The 17,372-nt window shown below is 70.9% G+C and carries 15 protein-coding genes; 6 read left to right on the top strand and 9 right to left on the bottom strand.

Translation table 11 applies throughout. The features are described 5' to 3' along the window. The first annotated feature begins 31 nt into the window (after window positions 1–31). Both B1L07_01955 and B1L07_01950 read left to right on the top strand, forming a co-directional pair. A complete protein-coding gene (locus tag B1L07_01955; protein ID AUZ54097.1) occupies window positions 32–520 on the top strand; it encodes a hypothetical protein in 489 nt (162 codons plus the stop codon). 14 nt (window positions 521–534) lie between these two features. Beyond that, a complete protein-coding gene (locus B1L07_01950) occupies window positions 535–810 on the top strand; it encodes a hypothetical protein (GenBank protein ID AUZ54096.1) in 276 nt (91 codons plus the stop codon). Window positions 811–899: 89 nt separating this feature from the next. Here the strand turns inward: B1L07_01950 and B1L07_01945 are convergent, their stop codons facing one another. Beyond that, complete coding sequence (locus B1L07_01945) at window positions 900–1,442, bottom strand: hypothetical protein (GenBank protein AUZ56408.1); 543 nt, start codon at window positions 1,440–1,442, stop codon at window positions 900–902. Window positions 1,443–1,561: 119 nt separating this feature from the next. On the opposite strand from B1L07_01945, the gene B1L07_01940 reads away from it, so the two are divergent. After that, window positions 1,562–1,810 (top strand): glutathione peroxidase, encoded by a 249-nt coding sequence (locus B1L07_01940; GenBank protein ID AUZ54095.1) that lies wholly within the window; start codon window positions 1,562–1,564, stop codon window positions 1,808–1,810. Window positions 1,811–1,855: 45 nt separating this feature from the next. Here the strand turns inward: B1L07_01940 and B1L07_01935 are convergent, their stop codons facing one another. Then, window positions 1,856–3,502, bottom strand: a complete 1,647-nt coding sequence (locus B1L07_01935; GenBank protein ID AUZ54094.1) for a Na+/H+ antiporter — start codon at window positions 3,500–3,502, stop codon at window positions 1,856–1,858. A gap of 116 nt (window positions 3,503–3,618) precedes the next feature. Further along, complete coding sequence (locus tag B1L07_01930) at window positions 3,619–4,416, bottom strand: dioxygenase (GenBank protein ID AUZ54093.1); 798 nt, start codon at window positions 4,414–4,416, stop codon at window positions 3,619–3,621. Between the two features lie 101 nt (window positions 4,417–4,517). On the opposite strand from B1L07_01930, the gene B1L07_01925 reads away from it, so the two are divergent. Beyond that, on the top strand, window positions 4,518–5,426 hold the full coding sequence (locus tag B1L07_01925; GenBank protein ID AUZ54092.1) for a LysR family transcriptional regulator: 909 nt from the start codon (window positions 4,518–4,520) through the stop codon (window positions 5,424–5,426). Here B1L07_01925 and B1L07_01920 read toward each other — a convergent pair. Next, window positions 5,418–8,480, bottom strand: coding sequence for a sensor domain-containing phosphodiesterase (locus tag B1L07_01920; GenBank protein ID AUZ54091.1), 3,063 nt, complete (start codon window positions 8,478–8,480; stop codon window positions 5,418–5,420). The two genes, B1L07_01925 and B1L07_01920, sit on opposite strands and share 9 nt — an antisense overlap. Before the next feature lie 175 nt (window positions 8,481–8,655). On the opposite strand from B1L07_01920, the gene B1L07_01915 reads away from it, so the two are divergent. Further along, window positions 8,656–10,755, top strand: coding sequence for a peptidase M13 (locus tag B1L07_01915; GenBank protein AUZ54090.1), 2,100 nt, complete (start codon window positions 8,656–8,658; stop codon window positions 10,753–10,755). A gap of 89 nt (window positions 10,756–10,844) precedes the next feature. Here the strand turns inward: B1L07_01915 and B1L07_01910 are convergent, their stop codons facing one another. Then, a complete protein-coding gene (locus tag B1L07_01910; GenBank protein AUZ56407.1) occupies window positions 10,845–11,765 on the bottom strand; it encodes a hypothetical protein in 921 nt (306 codons plus the stop codon). A 330-nt stretch (window positions 11,766–12,095) separates the two neighbouring features. Between B1L07_01910 and B1L07_01905 the strand changes: the two genes are divergently transcribed. Beyond that, complete coding sequence (locus tag B1L07_01905) at window positions 12,096–12,698, top strand: hypothetical protein (protein AUZ54089.1); 603 nt, start codon at window positions 12,096–12,098, stop codon at window positions 12,696–12,698. A gap of 37 nt (window positions 12,699–12,735) precedes the next feature. Here B1L07_01905 and B1L07_01900 read toward each other — a convergent pair whose 3' ends face one another. From B1L07_01900 to B1L07_01885, 4 genes are all read right to left on the bottom strand, one after another. Continuing rightward, window positions 12,736–13,080: a hypothetical protein gene (locus B1L07_01900; GenBank protein ID AUZ54088.1), complete on the bottom strand. Its 345-nt coding sequence runs from the start codon at window positions 13,078–13,080 to the stop codon at window positions 12,736–12,738. Window positions 13,081–13,113: 33 nt separating this feature from the next. Next, window positions 13,114–13,887 (bottom strand): DNA-binding response regulator, encoded by a 774-nt coding sequence (locus tag B1L07_01895; GenBank protein AUZ54087.1) that lies wholly within the window; start codon window positions 13,885–13,887, stop codon window positions 13,114–13,116. After that, a complete protein-coding gene (locus tag B1L07_01890; protein ID AUZ54086.1) occupies window positions 13,877–15,166 on the bottom strand; it encodes a sensor histidine kinase in 1,290 nt (429 codons plus the stop codon). Before B1L07_01890 ends, B1L07_01895 begins: the two co-directional genes overlap by 11 nt. Window positions 15,167–15,377: 211 nt before the next feature. Then, window positions 15,378–17,027: a peptidase M20 gene (locus B1L07_01885; GenBank protein AUZ56406.1), complete on the bottom strand. Its 1,650-nt coding sequence runs from the start codon at window positions 17,025–17,027 to the stop codon at window positions 15,378–15,380. Window positions 17,028–17,372: the final 345 nt, after the last annotated feature.

The following is a 17,372-nucleotide window of genomic DNA, read 5'->3' as shown; positions in this document are numbered from 1 at the left end:
AATGGCGGCCGTTTCCTTTTGTGCAGCCCTCATGTCCAAGCAGTCCAAAGCCAAGCGCGACAAGCGCAAGAAGCAGCAGCCCCGCCGCCCGTTCCTGCGCCTGGACGCGCAGCAGCAGGTGCAGAACCACGCCGTGCTGGTGAACGAAGAAGGCCAGGTGGTCGCTGCCATCGGCCTGCAGGGGCGGCAGTGGCTGCTGTCCGTCGGCGGCCAGACCATGGGCAACGCCGACAACCCGGTGCCGATGCTGGCCATGCTCAAACACCTGGCCAACGTGCAGGAGAAGGAAGGCCGCAAGGTCGCGCTGGAGTATTCGGAGCAGCTGCAGCAGCTGATCGACGCCGCCGCCGCGGCCGAAGGCAAGAGCGCCGACGACTACCTGGCCGGCCTGGTGGCCGAGTTCGAGGGCGTCGAAGGCGAGGACGCCGCGGTCGCGGACGCCGGCAATGACGCCGTGGACGCCGTGGACGCCGACGCAGGCGAAGCAGCGGCCGAGACCGGCGACAAGCCGCAGGCCTGAGCGATGGCGCCGCGGTGACGGTCTATATCGACGATGCGGTACACCCCTGGCGCGGCGAGCGCTGGGCGCATCTGCTGGCCGACACCCTGCCCGAGCTGCATGCCATGGCGCAGCAGCTCGGGATTCCGCGGCGGGCATTCCAGAACCGCCGCAGCGGCGCGCACTACGACGTGCCGGCGGCGCTGCGCGATACCGCCATCGCGCTGGGCGCGCGCGCCATCTCGCGCCACACCGACCGCGACCTGGTGCGGCGGGTCATCGCCAACGCGCGCGCGCAATACCAGCCGTAGGCGCGGGGCTCGCCGCGCACGCCTGCCGCGGCACCCGTCGCGTCCGCCAGCGCCGGTGGGGCAAGCCCCGCAGCCACGCGCGGCGGGATTCAGAACGGGTCGCTGCCCGGCCGCACTTCCACGCCCAGCAGCGAGCACAGCGCCAGCATCGCTTCGTCGTCGCGGCTGAGCGCGATCCAGCCGGCATAGTCGTCGCCGCCGGTGTTCCAGTTCCACAGCGTGTAGCCATGCTCGCGCAGGCGGTCGTGCGCGGTCGCCATCAGCGCCGGCACGTCGAGGTCCTGCGCGAAATCCTCGTCGTCCAGGTCACCGCCCCAGTCGATGCGCAGGTTCCAGCGCGCGGCCAGCTCGTCGATCGCGGCCACGAACGAATCGATGTCCTTCCAGTCCACGTAGAAGCCGGCGCGCCAGTCGATCGCGTCCTTCAGGTCCCACAGCCACTGCTCGTCGCCGCAGTCGTGCTCGGCGCCGGCACGCGCCTCGCGCCAGGCATCGAACTGCTGCAGCGCGGCCTCCTCGTCGCCCGGGTTGACCAGCCACAGCAGGTTCCACACCCGCGCCGGATGGTCGTCCTCGTCGAAGGTCGGCAGCAGTTCGTCGGAATCTTCGTAATCGGCACTGTTGTCGGGCATGGCGGCGCTCCACTGCGTGATGGCGCGCATTCTGCCGCCACGCGCACGGCAGCGGAAGCGGCAACGGTTATCCTTGTGCGCATGAAGAGGGCCACGGTGGCCGTCAACGAACACAGATCATGAGCGATACCCCTCCCGACCGCCTGGCGGTGAACCCCAGCAGCCCGTTCCACGACCCGGCCGCGCTCGAACGCGGCGTCGGCGTGCGCTTCAACGGCATCGAGCGCGATGACGTGGAGGAGTACTCGGTCAGCGAAGGCTGGATCCGGGTGCAGGCCGGCAAGGCCCGCGACCGCCGCGGCAACCCGATGACGCTGAAGATCAACGGTGCGGTCGAGCCGTATTTCCTGGAATTGAACAGGAAGTAAGCCAGGCGGCGCCCCGCGCGGGCGCCGGCAATGCCGGCCGCGGGCTCAATCCCGCTGCCGGCTCTCCAGCAGGTCCAGGTTGCGGATCAGCCTGCGCGCGACCTCGTCGGGTATCTGCCCGTGCCGGGTCAGGCGGAACAGTTCCTCGCGCTCGGCGGTGAGCCCGGCCGCGCGCAGGCTGCGGTAGGCCTGCTCCATGCGCCGCACCTTCTCCGGGTCCTCGTCGGGGCCCTGCCCCTTCTCCAGGTTGCGCTGGTACAGCAGGCTGACCCGCGCCGCGGCGTCGTTGTAGAGCTGCACGTTGGTGGTGGTCTGGCCCTCGACCAGCTGCTGCCGGGCTTTCTCCACCGCGGTCAGCGCGGCCTTGGACGACAGCGTGCGGGCCAGGTCCTCGACCCGCCGGCTGTCGTCGTCCCGCGGCAGCTCCAGCCCGCGCAGCAGCCGCGGCAGCAGCAGGCTCGCGCCCAGCAGCGAGACCAGGATCACCGACGCGGCCAGGAAGATCACCAGGTCGCGCGCCGGGAACGGCTCGCCGCCGGGGACCATCAGCGGCAGGGTCAGCACGCCGGCCAGGGTGATGGCGCCACGCACGCCGGCCACCGACATCGCCAGCACTACCCGCCACGAGGTCTGGTTCGCACGCGCCTCGCCGCGCCAGCGCGCGCGCAGCAGGTTCCAGCGCAGCGACAGCCACACCCACACCAGGCGCAGCACCACCAGCATCGCGTTGATCGCCACCACGTAGATCGCCAGCCACCACCAGTCGCTATGCCCGGTGACCGCCAGCGTATCCACCGCGCGCTGCACGATGCCCGGCAGCTGCTCGCCCAGCAGCACGAACATGATGCCGTTGAAGCTGAACTGCACGGTGCTCCACACCGCCGCGCGCTGCACCCGCATGCTGCCGCTGATGCGGCCGGTCAGCTCGACATAGCTCATGGTGATGCCGGCGGCGACCGCGGCGAGGATGCCCGAAGCGTTGAACTCCTCGGCCAGCAGGTAGGCGGCGAACGGGATCAGCAGGTTGACCAGCAGCGCCGCGCCCGGCTCCTCGCCGAAGCTGCGCCACAGCCAGCGCTGGAAGGTGGACACGCCCAGGGTCACCGCCACGCCGATGGCCAGGCCGGCGAAGGCCACCCACAGGAAGGTCAGCGAGGCCTGCGCCAGCGAGAAGCTGCCGGTCATCACCGCGGCCACCGCGAAGCGGAAGCAGACCAGGCCGGAGGCGTCGTTGAGCAGCGATTCGCCTTCCAGGATGTGCATCAGCCGCTTGGGAATCGGCACCCGCGAGGCGATGGCACCCACCGCGACCGGATCGGTGGGCGAGACGATCGCCGCCAGCGCGAACGCCACCGCCAGCGGCATGGCCGGGATCAGCCAGTGGATCAGCAGGCCGGCGCCGACCACGGTGAACACCACCAGCCCGAATGCCAGCTCCAGGATCGCGCCCTTGTCGCGGAACAGGCCCTGCTTGGGGATGCGCCAGCCGTCAAGGAACAGCAGCGGCGGCAGGAACAGCAGGAAGAACATGTCCGGCTCGAGCGCATGGCCGCGCTTGAACACGCCGGCGATCAAGGCGCCCAGGCCGATCTGCACCAGCGGCAGCGGCAGCGAGAACGGCAGGATCCTGACCAGGTAGCCGCTGGCGACCACCGCCACCAGCATCGCCAGAACGACTTCGATCGTGTGCATGCCTCTCCACGAAGTCGCCACCATGGCAGCGACGGTTGGAACAACGCGGAAAAACTATCACAGGCACGCGCCGCCGCCGATGGGGGCGGCGGGTATCCGCGCAGGAAGCTCCGGGCCTATGCCGCGCCGTCGAAGCGGTAGATGTCCATCGCCAGGAAGCCCATGTCGATGCCGGCGTCGATGCGGCGTGCGCCGAGCCGGTCCGTGCCGGCCGCGCCCATGGCGAAATGCAGCGGCAGCAGGTGCTCGTCGGTGGGATGCGCCTGTTCGGCGAACGGCGCCTGGCGGCGGTAGTCCAGCAGCGCCGGCACGTCATCGGCGTGCAGCTTCTGCTCCACCCACCGGATGAACGGACGCACGTACGGCGCCTCCCCGCCCTGCGCGTAGTGGTGCCAGTCGTGCAGGTTGTGGGTGATGCTGCCCGAGCCGACCAGCAGCACCCCGTCCGCGCGCAGCGGCGCCAGCGCGCGGCCCATCGCCCATTGGTGCGCGGGCCCCAGCGCGGGCTGGATCGACAGCTGCAGTACCGGGATGTCGGCCTGCGGGTAGAGGAAGCGCAACGGCACCCAGGCGCCGTGGTCGAGCCCGCGCTGCGGATCGATCAGCGGCGACAACCCGGCCGCGGCCAGTCGTGCCGCCACGTCCTGCGCCAGCTCCGGCGCGCCCGGCGCCGGGTACTGCAGCTGGTAGAGCGCCTCGGGAAAACCGCCGAAATCGTGGATGGTCCGCGGCCGCTCCGCCGCCGATACCGTCGGCGTGCGGCCCAGCCAGTGCGCCGAGGCCATCACGATGGCGCGCGGGCGCGGCAGCGCGGCAGCCAGCTCGGCCAGGCGCGGCCCCACCGCACCGGGCTGCAGCGCGGTCATCGGCGACCCGTGCGAGATGTACAGGGACGGCAGCGATGTCGATGGCATGGGGAACTCCAAGGGGGCGATGCGATGCCACACAGGTTATTGCCGCGGCGCCCGCCAACAAATAACCTCGGCATCAACGTTTTATTGCCAAAGCGGAAACAATGGACACCATCGATGCCATGCGGGTGTTCGTCGCGGTGGTCGAGCGCAATGGTTTCAGCGCCGCCGCGCAGGCCCTGGACCTGTCCACCGCCGCCGTCACCCGGCAGGTCGCCGCGCTGGAAAAGCGCCTGTCCGCACGCCTGCTCAACCGCACCACGCGGCGGGTCAGCCCGACCAGCACCGGCGCCGCCTACTACCAGCGCTGCGTGCAGCTGCTGGCCGAGTTCGACGCGCTGGAGGCCGCGGTCGGGGCGCAGGCGCTGCAGCCCTCGGGCCGGCTGCGGATCAACGCGCCGGTCAGCTACGGCATCGCCCGCCTGGCGCCGTTGCTGCCCGGCTATGCCGGGTGCCATCCGCAGGTGGAACTGGACCTGTCGCTGTCCGACCGCCAGGTGGACATGGTCGAGGAAGGCTTCGACCTGGCGATCCGCATCACCCGCCAGCCGGCGCCTTCGCTGATCGCCCGGCGCCTGGCCGAAGCGGCCATCGTGCTGTGCGCCGCGCCGGCCTACCTGGCGCGGCATGGCACCCCGCAACACCCGGACGACCTGTCGCGGCACGCGTGCCTGGCCTACAGCTACTGGGCCGGGGGCGACAGCTGGCAACTGCAGGGGCCGCAGGGCGAGGTAAGCGTGCCGGTGGCCGCGCGCATGCGCGCCAACAACGGCGAGGTACTGCGCGAGGCCGCCATCGCCGGCATGGGCATCATCGCGCAGCCGGATTTCATCGTCGTCCAGGCCCTGGCCGACGGCCGCCTGGTGCCGGTACTGGCCGACTGGCGGCTGCCGCCGGTCGGCATCCATGCGGTCTATGCCAGCCGCAGCCACCTGGCGCCGAAGGTGCGCAGTTTCATCGACTACCTGGTGGAACGGCTCGGCGCGGACGCCGGCCCCCCTGGCTCACGCTGAGTCGGGCGCCAGCGCCAGCAGCGCCAGCAGTTCGCGCAGCGGCATCGGCCGGCCCAGCAGGTAACCCTGCACCTGGTCGCAGCCGTGCGCCACCAGCCAGTCGAGCTGGCCCTCGGTCTCCACGCCCTCGGCGATCACCACCAGCCCCATGCTGTGCCCCAGCGACAACAGCGCGCGGCAGATGGCCGCGTTGCGCGGGTTGCGCTCCACGTCGGCAACGAACGCCCGATCGATCTTCAGCGAATCCAGCGCCAGGTGCTGCAGGTAGGACATGCTGGAGAACCCGGTGCCGAAATCGTCCAGCGCCACCGCGATGCCATTGGCGCTCAGGCTCTCCAGCACCTGCATCGCCTGCGCCGGGTTGCGCATCAGGCTGCTCTCGGTCAGCTCCATCTGCAGCGCACCCGGCGGCAGCCCGTGCTCGGCGGCGGCCTGGGTGAACTCGCCGACCAGGTCGCTGTTGAACAACTGCACCGCCGACACATTGACCGCCACCGGCAGCCCGGCCCAGCCGTTGTCGGCCAGCGCGCGGCTGGCGCGGGCCGCGGCGCGGATCACCCAGCGGCCGAGCGCGATGATCTGCCCGGTGTCCTCGCACAACTGGATGAAATCCGACGGCGGGATGAAACTGCCGTCGGGCTGTGGCCAGCGCAGCAGCGCTTCGAGCACCGCCGGCGAGCCGTCGGCGGCATGGCGGATCGGCTGGAAGTACAGCTCGAACTCGTCGCGCTCGATGGCCAGGTGGATGCGCCCGGCCAGTTGCAGGCGGTCGGCATGGCGCTGTGCCAGGGTATGGTCGAAACGCAGTACGACCACCCCGTTCTCGCGGGCAGCGTGCGCGGCCTGGGCGGCGCGGCCCAGCACCAGGTCGGCGCTGGTGCCATCGCCGGGGTTGCCGGCCACGCCGATGCGCGGTTCCAGCTGGTGAAAGGAATCGCGGCCGCGCACCGGTTCGGACACCGCCGCGCGCAGCGCCTCCAGCGCCTGCGCGGGATCGTGCTCCTGCGCCACCGCCAGCACGAAATCCTCCGCCGGCTGGTAGGCCAGCAGGCCATAGCGCGTGCCCAGCGTTTCCAGCCGGGCCACCATCGCCTGCAGGACCTCGTCGCCGGCTTCGCGGCCCAGGGTATCGGTCACCATCTGCAGTCCGCGCAGCTGCGCATGGACGATGGTGTAGCCGGCGCCGCTGGCGTCCAGGCGCTCGGCCAGCGCCTCGATCGTCAGCAGCCCGGTGCCGGGGTGGTGGCTGGCACGCCAGGCCAGGTCGCGTTCATAGGCCAACCGCTGACTGACATCCTCGGCCAGCACCAGGCACGCCGGGCGCCCGTCGAATTCCAGCCGCGCCATATGCGCCAGCACCTCGAACAGGCTGCCGTCGCGGCGCCGGTGCATGCGCACCCGCGGCGCCGGCGAACTGCCGTCGCGCGACGCCTCCAGCGTGCGCCGGATCTCCTCCCTGGCCTCCTCCGGGCGGATGTCGAGGATGGTCATGGCCAGGAATTCCCTGCGGCTGTACCCGTACTGGTCGATCGCCGCCTGGTTGACCTCGAGGAACTGCAGGGTGTCCAGGTCGAAGATCCAGAACGGGGCGGGGTTGCGGTCGAACACCAGCCGGAACTGGTGTTCGGCGCGCTGCACCCGGGCTTCGCTGCGGACCCGCTCGGTGATGTCGGTGACCGCGCCGGTCATGCGCGGGTGCGGCCCCAGCCCCTGCACGCGCTCGCCGCGCGCGGACAGCCAGCGCACCGAGCCGTCGCGCAGCACCAGGCGGAACAGCGCGTTGACCGCGCGCCCGGCTTCGGTCGCCTGCTGGACCTGCTGGCGCAGCCACGGCCGGTCTTCCTCGTGCACGTGCGCGTAGAACTCCTCCAGCCGCGCCTGCCGCACCGGCAGCGCGAACATCCGCCGGGTCAGCGCCGACCAGCGCAGGGTGCCGTCCTTGCGGTCGATCGACCAGGTCCCCACCTTGCCGACCTGGTGCGCCAGCGCCAGCTCCGCCGCGCCGGCACGCAGCTCGTCGGCCAGCCGCGCCTGGCGCAGCGCGCCGCGGCGCATGCTGGCGTACAGGTACGCGAACCCGCACAGGTACAGCAGGTAGATGCCGCAGGCGACGAGGAAATACGTGCGCCACGGCGCCATGACCTCGTCGTAGGACAGGCCGGCGAACAGGATCAGCGGGTAATCGTGCGGCACGCTCACCGCGACGACGCGGCGCACGCCGTCCAGCGGACTGGTCGCCACCCCCAGCGCCTGCACCTGGTCCGACCCGGGCAGCGGCCGCAGCGGCCGCGGCAGCGGCCGCTCCACCGCCGACGGATCCAGGCTGTGCGCCAGCAGCGAGCCCTGGCGGCTGCTGATCGAGACCACGCCACTGCGGCCGGTATCCAGGCCGCTGACCACGCGCTGGAACACCGCCAGCCGCACGCGCGCCAGCAGCCACTGGCCCGGCTGCACCGGCACCGCGGTCAACAGCACCATGCCACCGCCGGGCAGCGCCTCCAGCCCGCCGACATACAGCTCGCCGGCCAGCACGCGGTTCTCCGGCACCACCCATTGCGCGAGCGTCGGATCGCCGCGGCCTTCGCCCAGCGGCATGCCGGCATCGTCGACCACGGTGATCGCGGCCAGGTCGGTATTGCGTTCGAGCGTGCCGCGCACGCTGGCGGCGAGCAGCGCCGGCGCCCGCTCCGGCACCTGCCGGTAGTATTCGCGGCCGTCGCGGGCGGCGCCGCGCAGTGCGCGTTCCATCGTGGTCAGTTCCGCCCGCAGCAGGCGGTCGCTGCCGGTCGCCAGGGCCATGCTCTGGCGCTGCGCCGCCTGCAGGCGGCTGCCGCGGTCGTTCCACAACATGATCGCCAGGGTCGCCGCCAGCAACAGCGCGATCACGGCACCGAACACGACGACCTGGCGCAACGGCTGGCTCATGCCCCGGGGCACCCGCATCTTCCCTGCGTCGGCATTCGCTGTGCGTGCATGGTCTCGCTCGTTGTCCCCTGCGCCATCGGAAACCGCCGGCCGCACGCGGCCGGCCGCCTGGTTCGCGCCGCGCCGCACGCACGCAACGCGACTTCCGTCCTCCCCTGAAGTCGCTGTCGATGTCCGTTCCACAGCATGCAGTACAAACGCCCCGGACGGGAAGAGTCGGCATGCCAGAAGTACCGCAATCGGCAAGGCGCGGGCGCGGGTGCGGCACTAGACTGCGCACTCCATCCCAGATTCCGGAACCGCCATGGCCCTGCAACGTTCGATCCTCGCACTCGCTCTCGGGGCCGCGCTGTCACTGGGCGGCTGCGGCGGCGGCAAGGCCCCCACCGGCGACGCTGCCGCCCCCGCCACCCCGGTTGCCAGCGCCCGGCCGCAACTGGGCAGTTTCGGCTTCGACGTCTCCGGCATGGACCGCAGCGTGGCCGCCGGCGACAACTTCTTCGATTTCGCCAATGGCCAGTGGGTGCAGCGCACCGCGATCCCGGCCGACCGTTCCAGCTACGGCAGCTTCAACATCATCTACGAGAAGACCCTGGGCGACACCCGCGCGATCCTGGAAGAAGCCACGCGCGCCAGCGACGGCGAGGCGCGCAGGATCGGCGACTACTACGCCGCGTTCATGGACGAGGCCGGCATCGAGGCGCGTGGCGTGGCACCGCTGCAGCCGCAGCTGCAGGCCATCGCCGGCATCGGCGACCGCCAGGCGCTGGCGCGGGCACTGGGCGCCAGCCTGCGCGCCGATGTCGACCTGCTCAACGCCACCCATTTCTACACCCCGCACCTGTTCGGCCTGTGGGTGTCGGTGGACCTGCTGCAGCCGGACCGCAACGTGCCCTACCTGGTGCAGGGCGGGCTGGGCATGCCCGACCGCGACTTCTACCTGCAAGGCGGCCGCATGGCCGAGCTGCGCAAGGCTTACGAGGGCTATGTCGCGCGGCTGCTGGAACTGTCCGGGGACAGCGCCGCCGCGGCCAAGGCCGCGCGCATCGTCGCGCTGGAAACGCGGATCGCGCGCGCGCACGCCACCCAGGAAGAAACCAACGACGTCGAAAAGGGCGCCAATGCCTGGACGCAGTCCGAGCTGGCGGCGAAGGCGCCGGGCCTGGACTGGGCGGCGTTCCTGGACGCGGCCGGCCTGTCGGCGCAGCAGGATTTCATCGTCTGGCAGCCACGGGCGGTGGCCGGGTTGTCCAGGCTGGTCGCCAGCGAACCGCTGGACACATGGAAGGAATACCTCGCGTTCCGTGCCCTGGACGAGGCCGCGCCGTACCTGCCCAAGGCATTCGCCGATGCGCACTTCGCCTTCCACGGCACCGCGATGAGCGGCACCCCGCAACAGAGCGAGCGCTGGAAGCGCGCCGTCGACGAGACCAACAACGCCCTTGGCGAGGCGGTCGGCAAGCTCTACGTCGCGCGTCATTTCGACGCCGCCACCAAGGCGCGCGCCGACGAGATGGCCAGGAACATCATCGCCGCCTTCGCCAGGCGCATCGACGCGCTGCAGTGGATGTCGCCGGAAACCAAGGCGCATGCCAAGGCCAAGGTCGCCGGGCTCAAGGTGGGCATGGGCTACCCGGACAAGTGGCGCGACTACGGCGCGCTGGAAGTGAAGCGCGACGACGCGCTGGGCAACGCGCAGCGCGCGGCGCTGTTCGAGTACCGGCGCAACATCGCCAAGCTCGGCCAGCCGGTGGACCACGGCGAATGGGCGATGCTGCCGCAGACCATCAACGCGATGAACGTGCCGCTGGAGAACCGGCTGGTGTTCCCGGCCGCGATCCTGCAGCCGCCGTTCTTCGACCCAGCGGCCGACGACGCGGTGAACTACGGCGCCATCGGCGCGGTGATCGGCCATGAGATCAGCCACGGCTTCGACAACGCCGGCGCGCTGTTCGACGAGACCGGCAGGCTGCACAACTGGTGGACGGCCGAAGACCTGAAGCAGTTCAACGCCGCCGGCGACGCGCTGGCCGCGCAGTTCAGCGGTTACGCGCCGTTTCCGGGGGTGCACGTCAATGGCCGCCTGACCCTGGGCGAGAACATCGCCGATGTGGCCGGGCTGGCGACCGCGTACGACGCCTACCGCCTGGCGCGGCAGGGCAAGCCGGCGCAGGACCTGGAGGGCTTCACCCCGGACCAGCGCTTCTTCCTCGGCTTCGCCCAGGCCTGGCGCAGCAAGATGCGCGAACAGGCGCTGCGCAACTCGCTGTTGACCAACGTGCACGCGCCGGGCCAGTTCCGCGCACTGACCGTGCGCAATCTCGATGCATGGTATCCGGCGTTCGGGGTGGAGCAAGGCCAGGCGCTGTACCTGGCCCCGGACAAGCGGGTCAAGGTCTGGTGACGCCGCGCCGCCCGCCGGGCGCGGCGCGGCACGGCGCCTGCGCCAGCGCGTGCGCGCGGCGATCCGCGCCTGACCCTGGTGTTCCGGGGTCACGGCGGCCAGTGCAGCAGTAGCTGCGGGTCGCGGCCCATGCGCCGGCAGGCGCGCGCGGCGATGCCGTCGCCCAGCGCGGCGCGGAACGACGGCGCCGACCCGCGCAGCAGGCGCGCGGCCAGCGCCGCGCGCAGCTGCTGGCCGCGGCGGCGCCCGAGCAGGGGCGGTGCCCAGTCCGGCAACAGCGCCGCACCCGCGGACAGGAACAGGTCGCGCGAGGCCCCCGGCAAGGGCACCGGCAGGCGTACGCCCTCGAGCACCGCCAGCACCTCGCGCGAACGCGCATCCATGCGCAACTGCGGCTGCTGCGCGGCGAAGTACGCGCGCACCTGCGCCTGGCTGGCCGGCACCGCGCGCGCGCCCAGTGCCTCGGCCACGCGCCGGTATTCGGCGTAATAGCGGTCGGCGATGGCTGCCGGCACCTGGCGGCAATAGCGGCGGCAGCCTTCGAGGAAACCATAGGCCTCGGTGACGTGTACCCAGGTGAGCAGTTCCGGATCGTCGGCGGCATACGCGCGGCCATCGGGCAAGGTCCCGGTGACGCCTGCATGGATGCGCCGGACCCGGTCGACCAGTGCCTGGGCCGCGGCCGCCGGGGCGTAGCTGGTGCCGGCGACGAACGCGGTGGTGCGGCGCAGCCTCCCGACCAGGTCGTGGCGGAAGTTGGAATGGTCGTAGACGCCGGCCAGCGCGCGCGGGTGCAGCAGTTGCAGCATCAGCGCGCACAGGCCGCCGGCGAGCATGCCCGGGAATTCGGAATGGATGCGCCAGGTCACGCTGTCGGGGCCGAACCAGCCCGGGTCGCCGGCCGGCGCGTCGTAATCGATGCCGCTGGGTTCGCGCGGGAAGGCGTCGAGCACCCAGCGCCGGATCTGCGCGGTGACCACCGAGGACACGGGCGTGGACAGGAGCGACATGCGCCACATCGTAGTGGAACGGCCGCGCACGCCGGCGGCGGCGGCCACGGCGCGACGGCCGGCCCGCCCGGGCAATGGCCGCGTCCGGCCCCCTCGCGCCGCATGTGCGTCCGCAGCATGTCGCTTCCCTTTCGATTTTCGATTCCGCCACTTGCACGATGACGCACCGCAAAACTCCGGGGCCGGGCGTGCGCCGGTCCGCGGCCGCGCGGCGGCGTCATCGCATCGCGCCCATTGCCAAGCGGCGCGAAAGTGCTAGAACTGGAGCCGCCAGATCGTTCCACGCCGTATCCGTCGCTCGTTCCAGCCAGTATCTGCAAGGAGCTCCACATGATCGCGTTGTTCAAGGGTTTGGGTTTGTTGCTGCAGGACAATGAGCTGTACCGCAGTCCGTTCGAGAAACAGGTCGAACACTGGAAGAACCTCAGCGACGAACAGATACGCGACGAGGTGTCGGTACTGGCCAAGGCCAAGTGCCAGTGGCTGATGGCGTCCATCGTGCTCTGGCAGGCGTCCTCGCTGTTGATCCTGGGGCTGATCACCAACTACCTGTGGCGCGATGATTTCCATATCACCTTCACCCGCGTGGTGATCGTGTTCGGCTCGTGGGTGTCGATCCTGTTCGTGATCTGGTTCATGGCCAACATGTTCGACCACACCGCCGGCTTCGAGCGCTGGATGAAGGCGTTCAACAGCCGCGCCCGCATCAGTTCCGACGCCGACAGCGTGGAAACCGTGGCCGAAGCGCTGGAGATGGCCCAGCACTACCCCGAAGTGCTCGACTACAAGCAGGCGGTGGCGGCCCGCCGCGAACTGCGCCACGAGGACATCCGGATCATGCGCGAGCTGGGCCGCATGCGGCAGCACTCCGAACTGGTCGGCAAGCTCAACCACATCGGCGACGACGGGCTGCGCCTGCAACCGGCGTTCTGACCCCCGCTGCCGCTGCCTCGCTCCCGCAACGCCGCGCTCAGTCGCGGCGTTGCGCGTTGTGGGCCCGCACCTGCTGGCCGAAGCCATGCGGCAGGCCCTGCACGTCGCGCACCCCGCCCACCACCAGGCTGAAATCGCCCAGCGCCTGCCGCTGGCACAGCTCCCCGCCCGCCTGGTCGCGGCAGTGCTCGCGGTAGAGCCGGTAGAAGCAGTTGCCGCTCTGGCTCTGCAGGCACTGGAAGCGGGCATGGTCGCCGGACACCGTGGTGCGGCTGAGCACGGCCTGCTCGCCGCTGACGCGGACGATCGAGGTCTGCCCCTGGGGTTCGCGGTAGCCCAGCATCGCCAGCAGGCTGCCGAGCAGGAACGTCAGGTACTGCATGGCACTTCTCCTTGTACGGGCCGCGGACGGGGCTTACATGCCGCGGAACAGGCTCATGAACGGTTGGCTGACCACCAGCGTCTGGCTGCGCGCCTTCAGCCGCAGCACGCCACGGCCGCTGTCGTCGCGGCTCACTGCCGCGACCGCTTTCATGTTGACGATGGTGGAGCGGTGCACCTGGCGGAAGCACTGCGGGTCCAGCACCTGTGCCAGCTCGCGCAGCGAGCTGCGCAGCAGCAGTTCCTCGTCGGCGGTCACGACCGCGGTGTACTTGCTGTCGGCGCGGAAATACAGCACGTCCTCCAGCAGCACCAGCCGCGTCTCGCGGCCGTTGCTGGCGGTGATCCATGCCGGCGGCGGCGCGCTGGTCCTGGCGGCCGGCTGCCGCGCCAGCTGTTCCAGCAACTGGTCCAGCAGGCGCCGGTCCGGCGCACCGGCCTGCAGCCGCGCGAGCACCCGCTGGCGCGTGGCCAGCAGGCGTTCGTCGGCCACCGGCTTGAGCAGGTAATCGACCGCACCGCGCTCGAAGGCATCGATCGCGTACTGGTCGTAGGCGGTGATGAACACCACCTGGGTGCGCGGGCTGAGCGTTTCCAGCGCGCGGGCGACGTCGATGCCGGTGACGCCGGGCATGCGGATGTCGAGGAACGCCAGGTCCGGCCGCAGCGTTTCCAGCACCTCCAGTGCGGCGGCGCCATCCTCGCATTCGGCGGCGACGCGCAGTTCCGGCCACAGCCGCTGCAGCTGCGCCACCAGCGCCTGGCGCAGCAGCGGCTCGTCCTCGGCGACCAGGGCATCAAGTTGCATGGGGCAGCTCCGGTACCTGGATGGCGGCGGCCGCCGCGGCCTGTGCCGTGGGCGGCCTGCGCGGCAGGGTGATCGTGGCCGCCGCGCCACTGGGGAAGTTGGAGACCAGGGCAAAGCCGGCCTGCGCCCCGCAGCCCAGCCGCAGCCGCTCGCGCAGGTTCTTCAGGCCGATGCCGGTGCCGCCGCCGCTGCTGCCACCGACGCCCTGGCCGTCGTCGGCCACGGTGAGGTGGACCTGGCCATCGGCCTCGCGCGCCAGCACCCAGATCGTGCCGCCACCGGGCTTGGGTTCCAGCCCGTGCTTGATCGCGTTCTCCACCAGCGTCTGCAGCGCCATCGACGGCAGCACCACGTCCTGCAGCGCTTCGGGCACGTCGATCCGCACCGCCAGCCGCGCGCCCATGCGGATGCGCAGGATTTCCAGGTAGGCCTGCACCCGCTCCAGCTCCTGCCCCAGGGTCGACAGCGACTGGTCGATGCCCGGCAGCGAGCTGCGCAGATACTGGATCAGGTGGCCGAGCATGCGTTCGGCGCGTTCGGGATCGGTGCGGGTCAGCACCTGCGCGTTGGCCAGGGTGTTGTAGAGGAAGTGCGGTTCGACCTGCGCATGCAGCAGGTTCAACCGCGCCACGCTCAGTTCCTTCTCCGCCTCGGTGCGCTCGGCCGTCTCGCGTTCGTCGCGGCGCAGCTCGGCCACGCGCCGGCGCATCGCGCGACTGACCGCCTCGGCGTTCTCGCGGTTGCTGCCCTCGTCCGGTATCAGCAGGTCGGCCCAGGCGCCGGCCTCGGGCTCGAACAGCAGGGAGACGCTGCTGGTGCCCTGGCCGGGCGTCACCGTCGCCGACACCTGGTTGCGCTTGATCGCCAGCCACGACCGCGGGTTCCAGCGCGAGGGCGGGCTCATGTTGTAGGGATCCACGCGCACGAGCTTGGCGCGCAGCTGCAGGCTGCCGGGCGAGCTTTCGATATCGGTGACGCGCGGCAGCCCCGCGATCACCGACTCGACCAGCGCGAACGCCTGCCCGGCGTCGAACGGCAGTTCGATCTGGCGCCGCTGGCGGCTGGACAGGCTGTCGTGGTCCAGGCGGCCCGCCGTCAGCTTGACCCGGTGCAGATGGCTGGCGGCACTGATCGCCGCCATCGCCAGCACGCCGATCACCAGCAACGCGAATATCGCGCCGGGGTCGCCGAAGACCTGCGCCCATACGATGCCCAGCACGATCAACGCCAGCGCCCAGGCCACGAGGATGCGGAAGCAGAACCACAGGCTGGCGATCATGGCGGCGGTGTTCCCGGCTGGACAGTGGTGGCGAGCATAGGCGCTGGGCCGCCATGCACAAGCGCCCTGCGACGAAGACGGGAATCGGGGGAACGAACACGGGTGCCGGCGGCTGGAACCGGCGGGCGGAAACGCGGACGCCGCCCGTTGCGGGGCGGCGTCCGGGCACAGGCGGCGTCCATCCGGGCCGGATGGGCGCCACCGGGCGGGGTCAGCGGCGCTCGTCGGCGCTGGCGTCGCGGACCGCGCGGAACGGTTCGCCGGCGCTCCAGTTCGGCCAGGCACGCGAATTGGCCAGCTGCTCGCCGAGCGTGTAGACCACTTCCAGGTCGCGCGCGGCGCCGGCGAAGGTCCAGTCCGGCTGCCATTCGTCGCCCTGCTGGTGGTAGCGCCTGGCGGTGTAGTCGTCCGAGGCCTTCTTGCCCGCCGCCACGCCGCCGTCGATCCAGTCCTGCCCGGCCGAGTACGACAGCGCCGGCACGCCGCGCTTGGCGAACGGGAAGTGGTCGGAGCGGAAGAACAGGCCGGCTTCCGGCTTCGGGTCCGGGGTGTAGCGGATGTCCCAGCCCTTGGCCACGTCCTTGAGCTGGTCCAGCAGTTCGAAGCGCGCCGAGCCATAGATGCCGAAGTCGCGCGACGGGCCGAACGGCGCCATGCCGTCCATGTTGATCAGCGCGACGGTCTTGCCCAGCGGGTACAGCGGGTGGCTGGCGTAGTACTCCGACCCCAGCAGGCCCTTTTCCTCGGCGGTCACCGCCAGGAACACCACCGAGCGCTGCGGGCGCGGCGCCTTGGCGAAGCCGCGGGCCAGCTCCAGCAGTGCCGCGGTGCCGCTGGCGTTGTCCAGCGCGCCGTTGAAGATGCGGTCGCCGCGCGCGTCCGGCTTACCGACGCCGATGTGGTCCCAGTGCGCCGAATAGAGCACGGTCTCGTCCGGGTGGCTGCTGCCTTCCAGGCGCGCGACCACGTTGTGCGAGGTGATGACCTCGGTCTTGACCGCGTAGTCGGCCGAGAACGCCTCGCCCTTCAGTTCCACCGGGCGGAAATCGCGCGACTGCGCCTGCTTCTTGAGCGCCTCGAAATCCAGGCCGGCGCGCTTGAACAGGTCCACCGCCAGGTCGCGCTGGATCCAGCCTTCCAGCGGCGGATGCGCCGCGGCCGGATCGTCGCGCACCACGTCGAACATGGTGTTGGTGTTGGATCCGGCCACCGTCGCCCAGCCATAGGACGCCGGCGCGGTCTCGTGCACGATCAGCACGCCCGCGGCGCCCTGGCGCGCGCCCTCCTCGTACTTGTAGGTCCAGCGGCCGTAGTAGGTCATGCCCTTGCCGTCGAAGTCGCCGGTCCCGGTCTCGAAGTCCGGGTCGTTGATCAGCACCACCGCGATCTTGCCCTTCAGGTCCACGCCCTTGAAATCGTCCCAGTTGCGCTCCGGCGCCTTGACCCCGTAGCCGACGAACACCAGCGGCGCGTCCTTGATCGCGACCGCGCTGGCGCCGTTCATCGCCGCGCGCACCGCGATCTCGCGGCCCTGGGTCAGCGCCTGCGAGGTGCCCTTGCTGGACAGCGACAGCCGCGGCGTGCCGACGATATCGCCCTTGAGCAGCGGCACCGCCTGGGTCCACAGGCGCTTGCCGTCCTGCAGGTCGCCGCCGGGCTGCAGTCCGGCCTCGGCGAACTGGCGGCTCAGGTAGGCGATGGTCTTCGCCTCGCCGGCGGTGGCCGGGGAGCGGCCCTCATAGGCGTCGGAGGCCAGTTCCTTCACGTCGGCGGAAATCCGCGCGCCGTCGAACTTCGGCGGCGCGGCCATCAATGCGCTGGATACCGACATTGCCAGCAGGCTGATCACGATTCGCTTCACATCCATCTCCAATGGGTCGAACAACCACCGCAGTGTAGCCAGCACCACGACCGCGCGGGCAGTGCCGGAACGCATGGCGTCCCGTAGATGCGGGGCTTGCCCCGCATGCGGCGGCGAGCATCATGCGACGGCGGCCGGACCGTAGATGCGGGGCTCGCCCCGCATGCGGCGGTGAGCATCACGCGACGGCGCGCCGGATCGCGTAGATGCGGAGCTTGCCCCGCATGCGGCGGTGACAATCACGCGACGGCAGCCGGACCGTAGATGCGGGGCTCGCCCCGCATGGCGCCTTCCCGCCGAAGCCAGGTGCCGGACGAGCCCGCGACTACGTACCAGGGTGCTGGC

The sequence above is a fragment of the Stenotrophomonas acidaminiphila genome (assembly GCA_002951995.1).
Taxonomy (GTDB): domain Bacteria; phylum Pseudomonadota; class Gammaproteobacteria; order Xanthomonadales; family Xanthomonadaceae; genus Stenotrophomonas; species Stenotrophomonas acidaminiphila_A.
Note: the sequence above shows the minus strand (reverse complement) of the source record. Positions and strands in the feature narration are given on the sequence as shown.

Bases quoted from the DNA above. Each gene is read 5' to 3' on its own strand.
- B1L07_01955 (AUZ54097.1), top strand. From the start codon at position 32: ATGTCCAAGCAGTCCAAAGCCAAGCGCGACAAGCGCAAGAAGCAGCAG.
- B1L07_01945 (AUZ56408.1), bottom strand. From the start codon at position 1,442: ATGCCCGACAACAGTGCCGATTACGAAGATTCCGACGAACTGCTGCCG.
- B1L07_01940 (AUZ54095.1), top strand. From the start codon at position 1,562: ATGAGCGATACCCCTCCCGACCGCCTGGCGGTGAACCCCAGCAGCCCG.
- B1L07_01935 (AUZ54094.1), bottom strand. From the start codon at position 3,502: ATGCACACGATCGAAGTCGTTCTGGCGATGCTGGTGGCGGTGGTCGCC.
- B1L07_01930 (AUZ54093.1), bottom strand. From the start codon at position 4,416: ATGCCATCGACATCGCTGCCGTCCCTGTACATCTCGCACGGGTCGCCG.
- B1L07_01925 (AUZ54092.1), top strand. From the start codon at position 4,518: ATGGACACCATCGATGCCATGCGGGTGTTCGTCGCGGTGGTCGAGCGC.
- B1L07_01915 (AUZ54090.1), top strand. From the start codon at position 8,656: ATGGCCCTGCAACGTTCGATCCTCGCACTCGCTCTCGGGGCCGCGCTG.
- B1L07_01910 (AUZ56407.1), bottom strand. From the start codon at position 11,765: ATGTCGCTCCTGTCCACGCCCGTGTCCTCGGTGGTCACCGCGCAGATC.
- B1L07_01905 (AUZ54089.1), top strand. From the start codon at position 12,096: ATGATCGCGTTGTTCAAGGGTTTGGGTTTGTTGCTGCAGGACAATGAG.
- B1L07_01900 (AUZ54088.1), bottom strand. From the start codon at position 13,080: ATGCAGTACCTGACGTTCCTGCTCGGCAGCCTGCTGGCGATGCTGGGC.
- B1L07_01895 (AUZ54087.1), bottom strand. From the start codon at position 13,887: ATGCAACTTGATGCCCTGGTCGCCGAGGACGAGCCGCTGCTGCGCCAG.
- B1L07_01890 (AUZ54086.1), bottom strand. From the start codon at position 15,166: ATGATCGCCAGCCTGTGGTTCTGCTTCCGCATCCTCGTGGCCTGGGCG.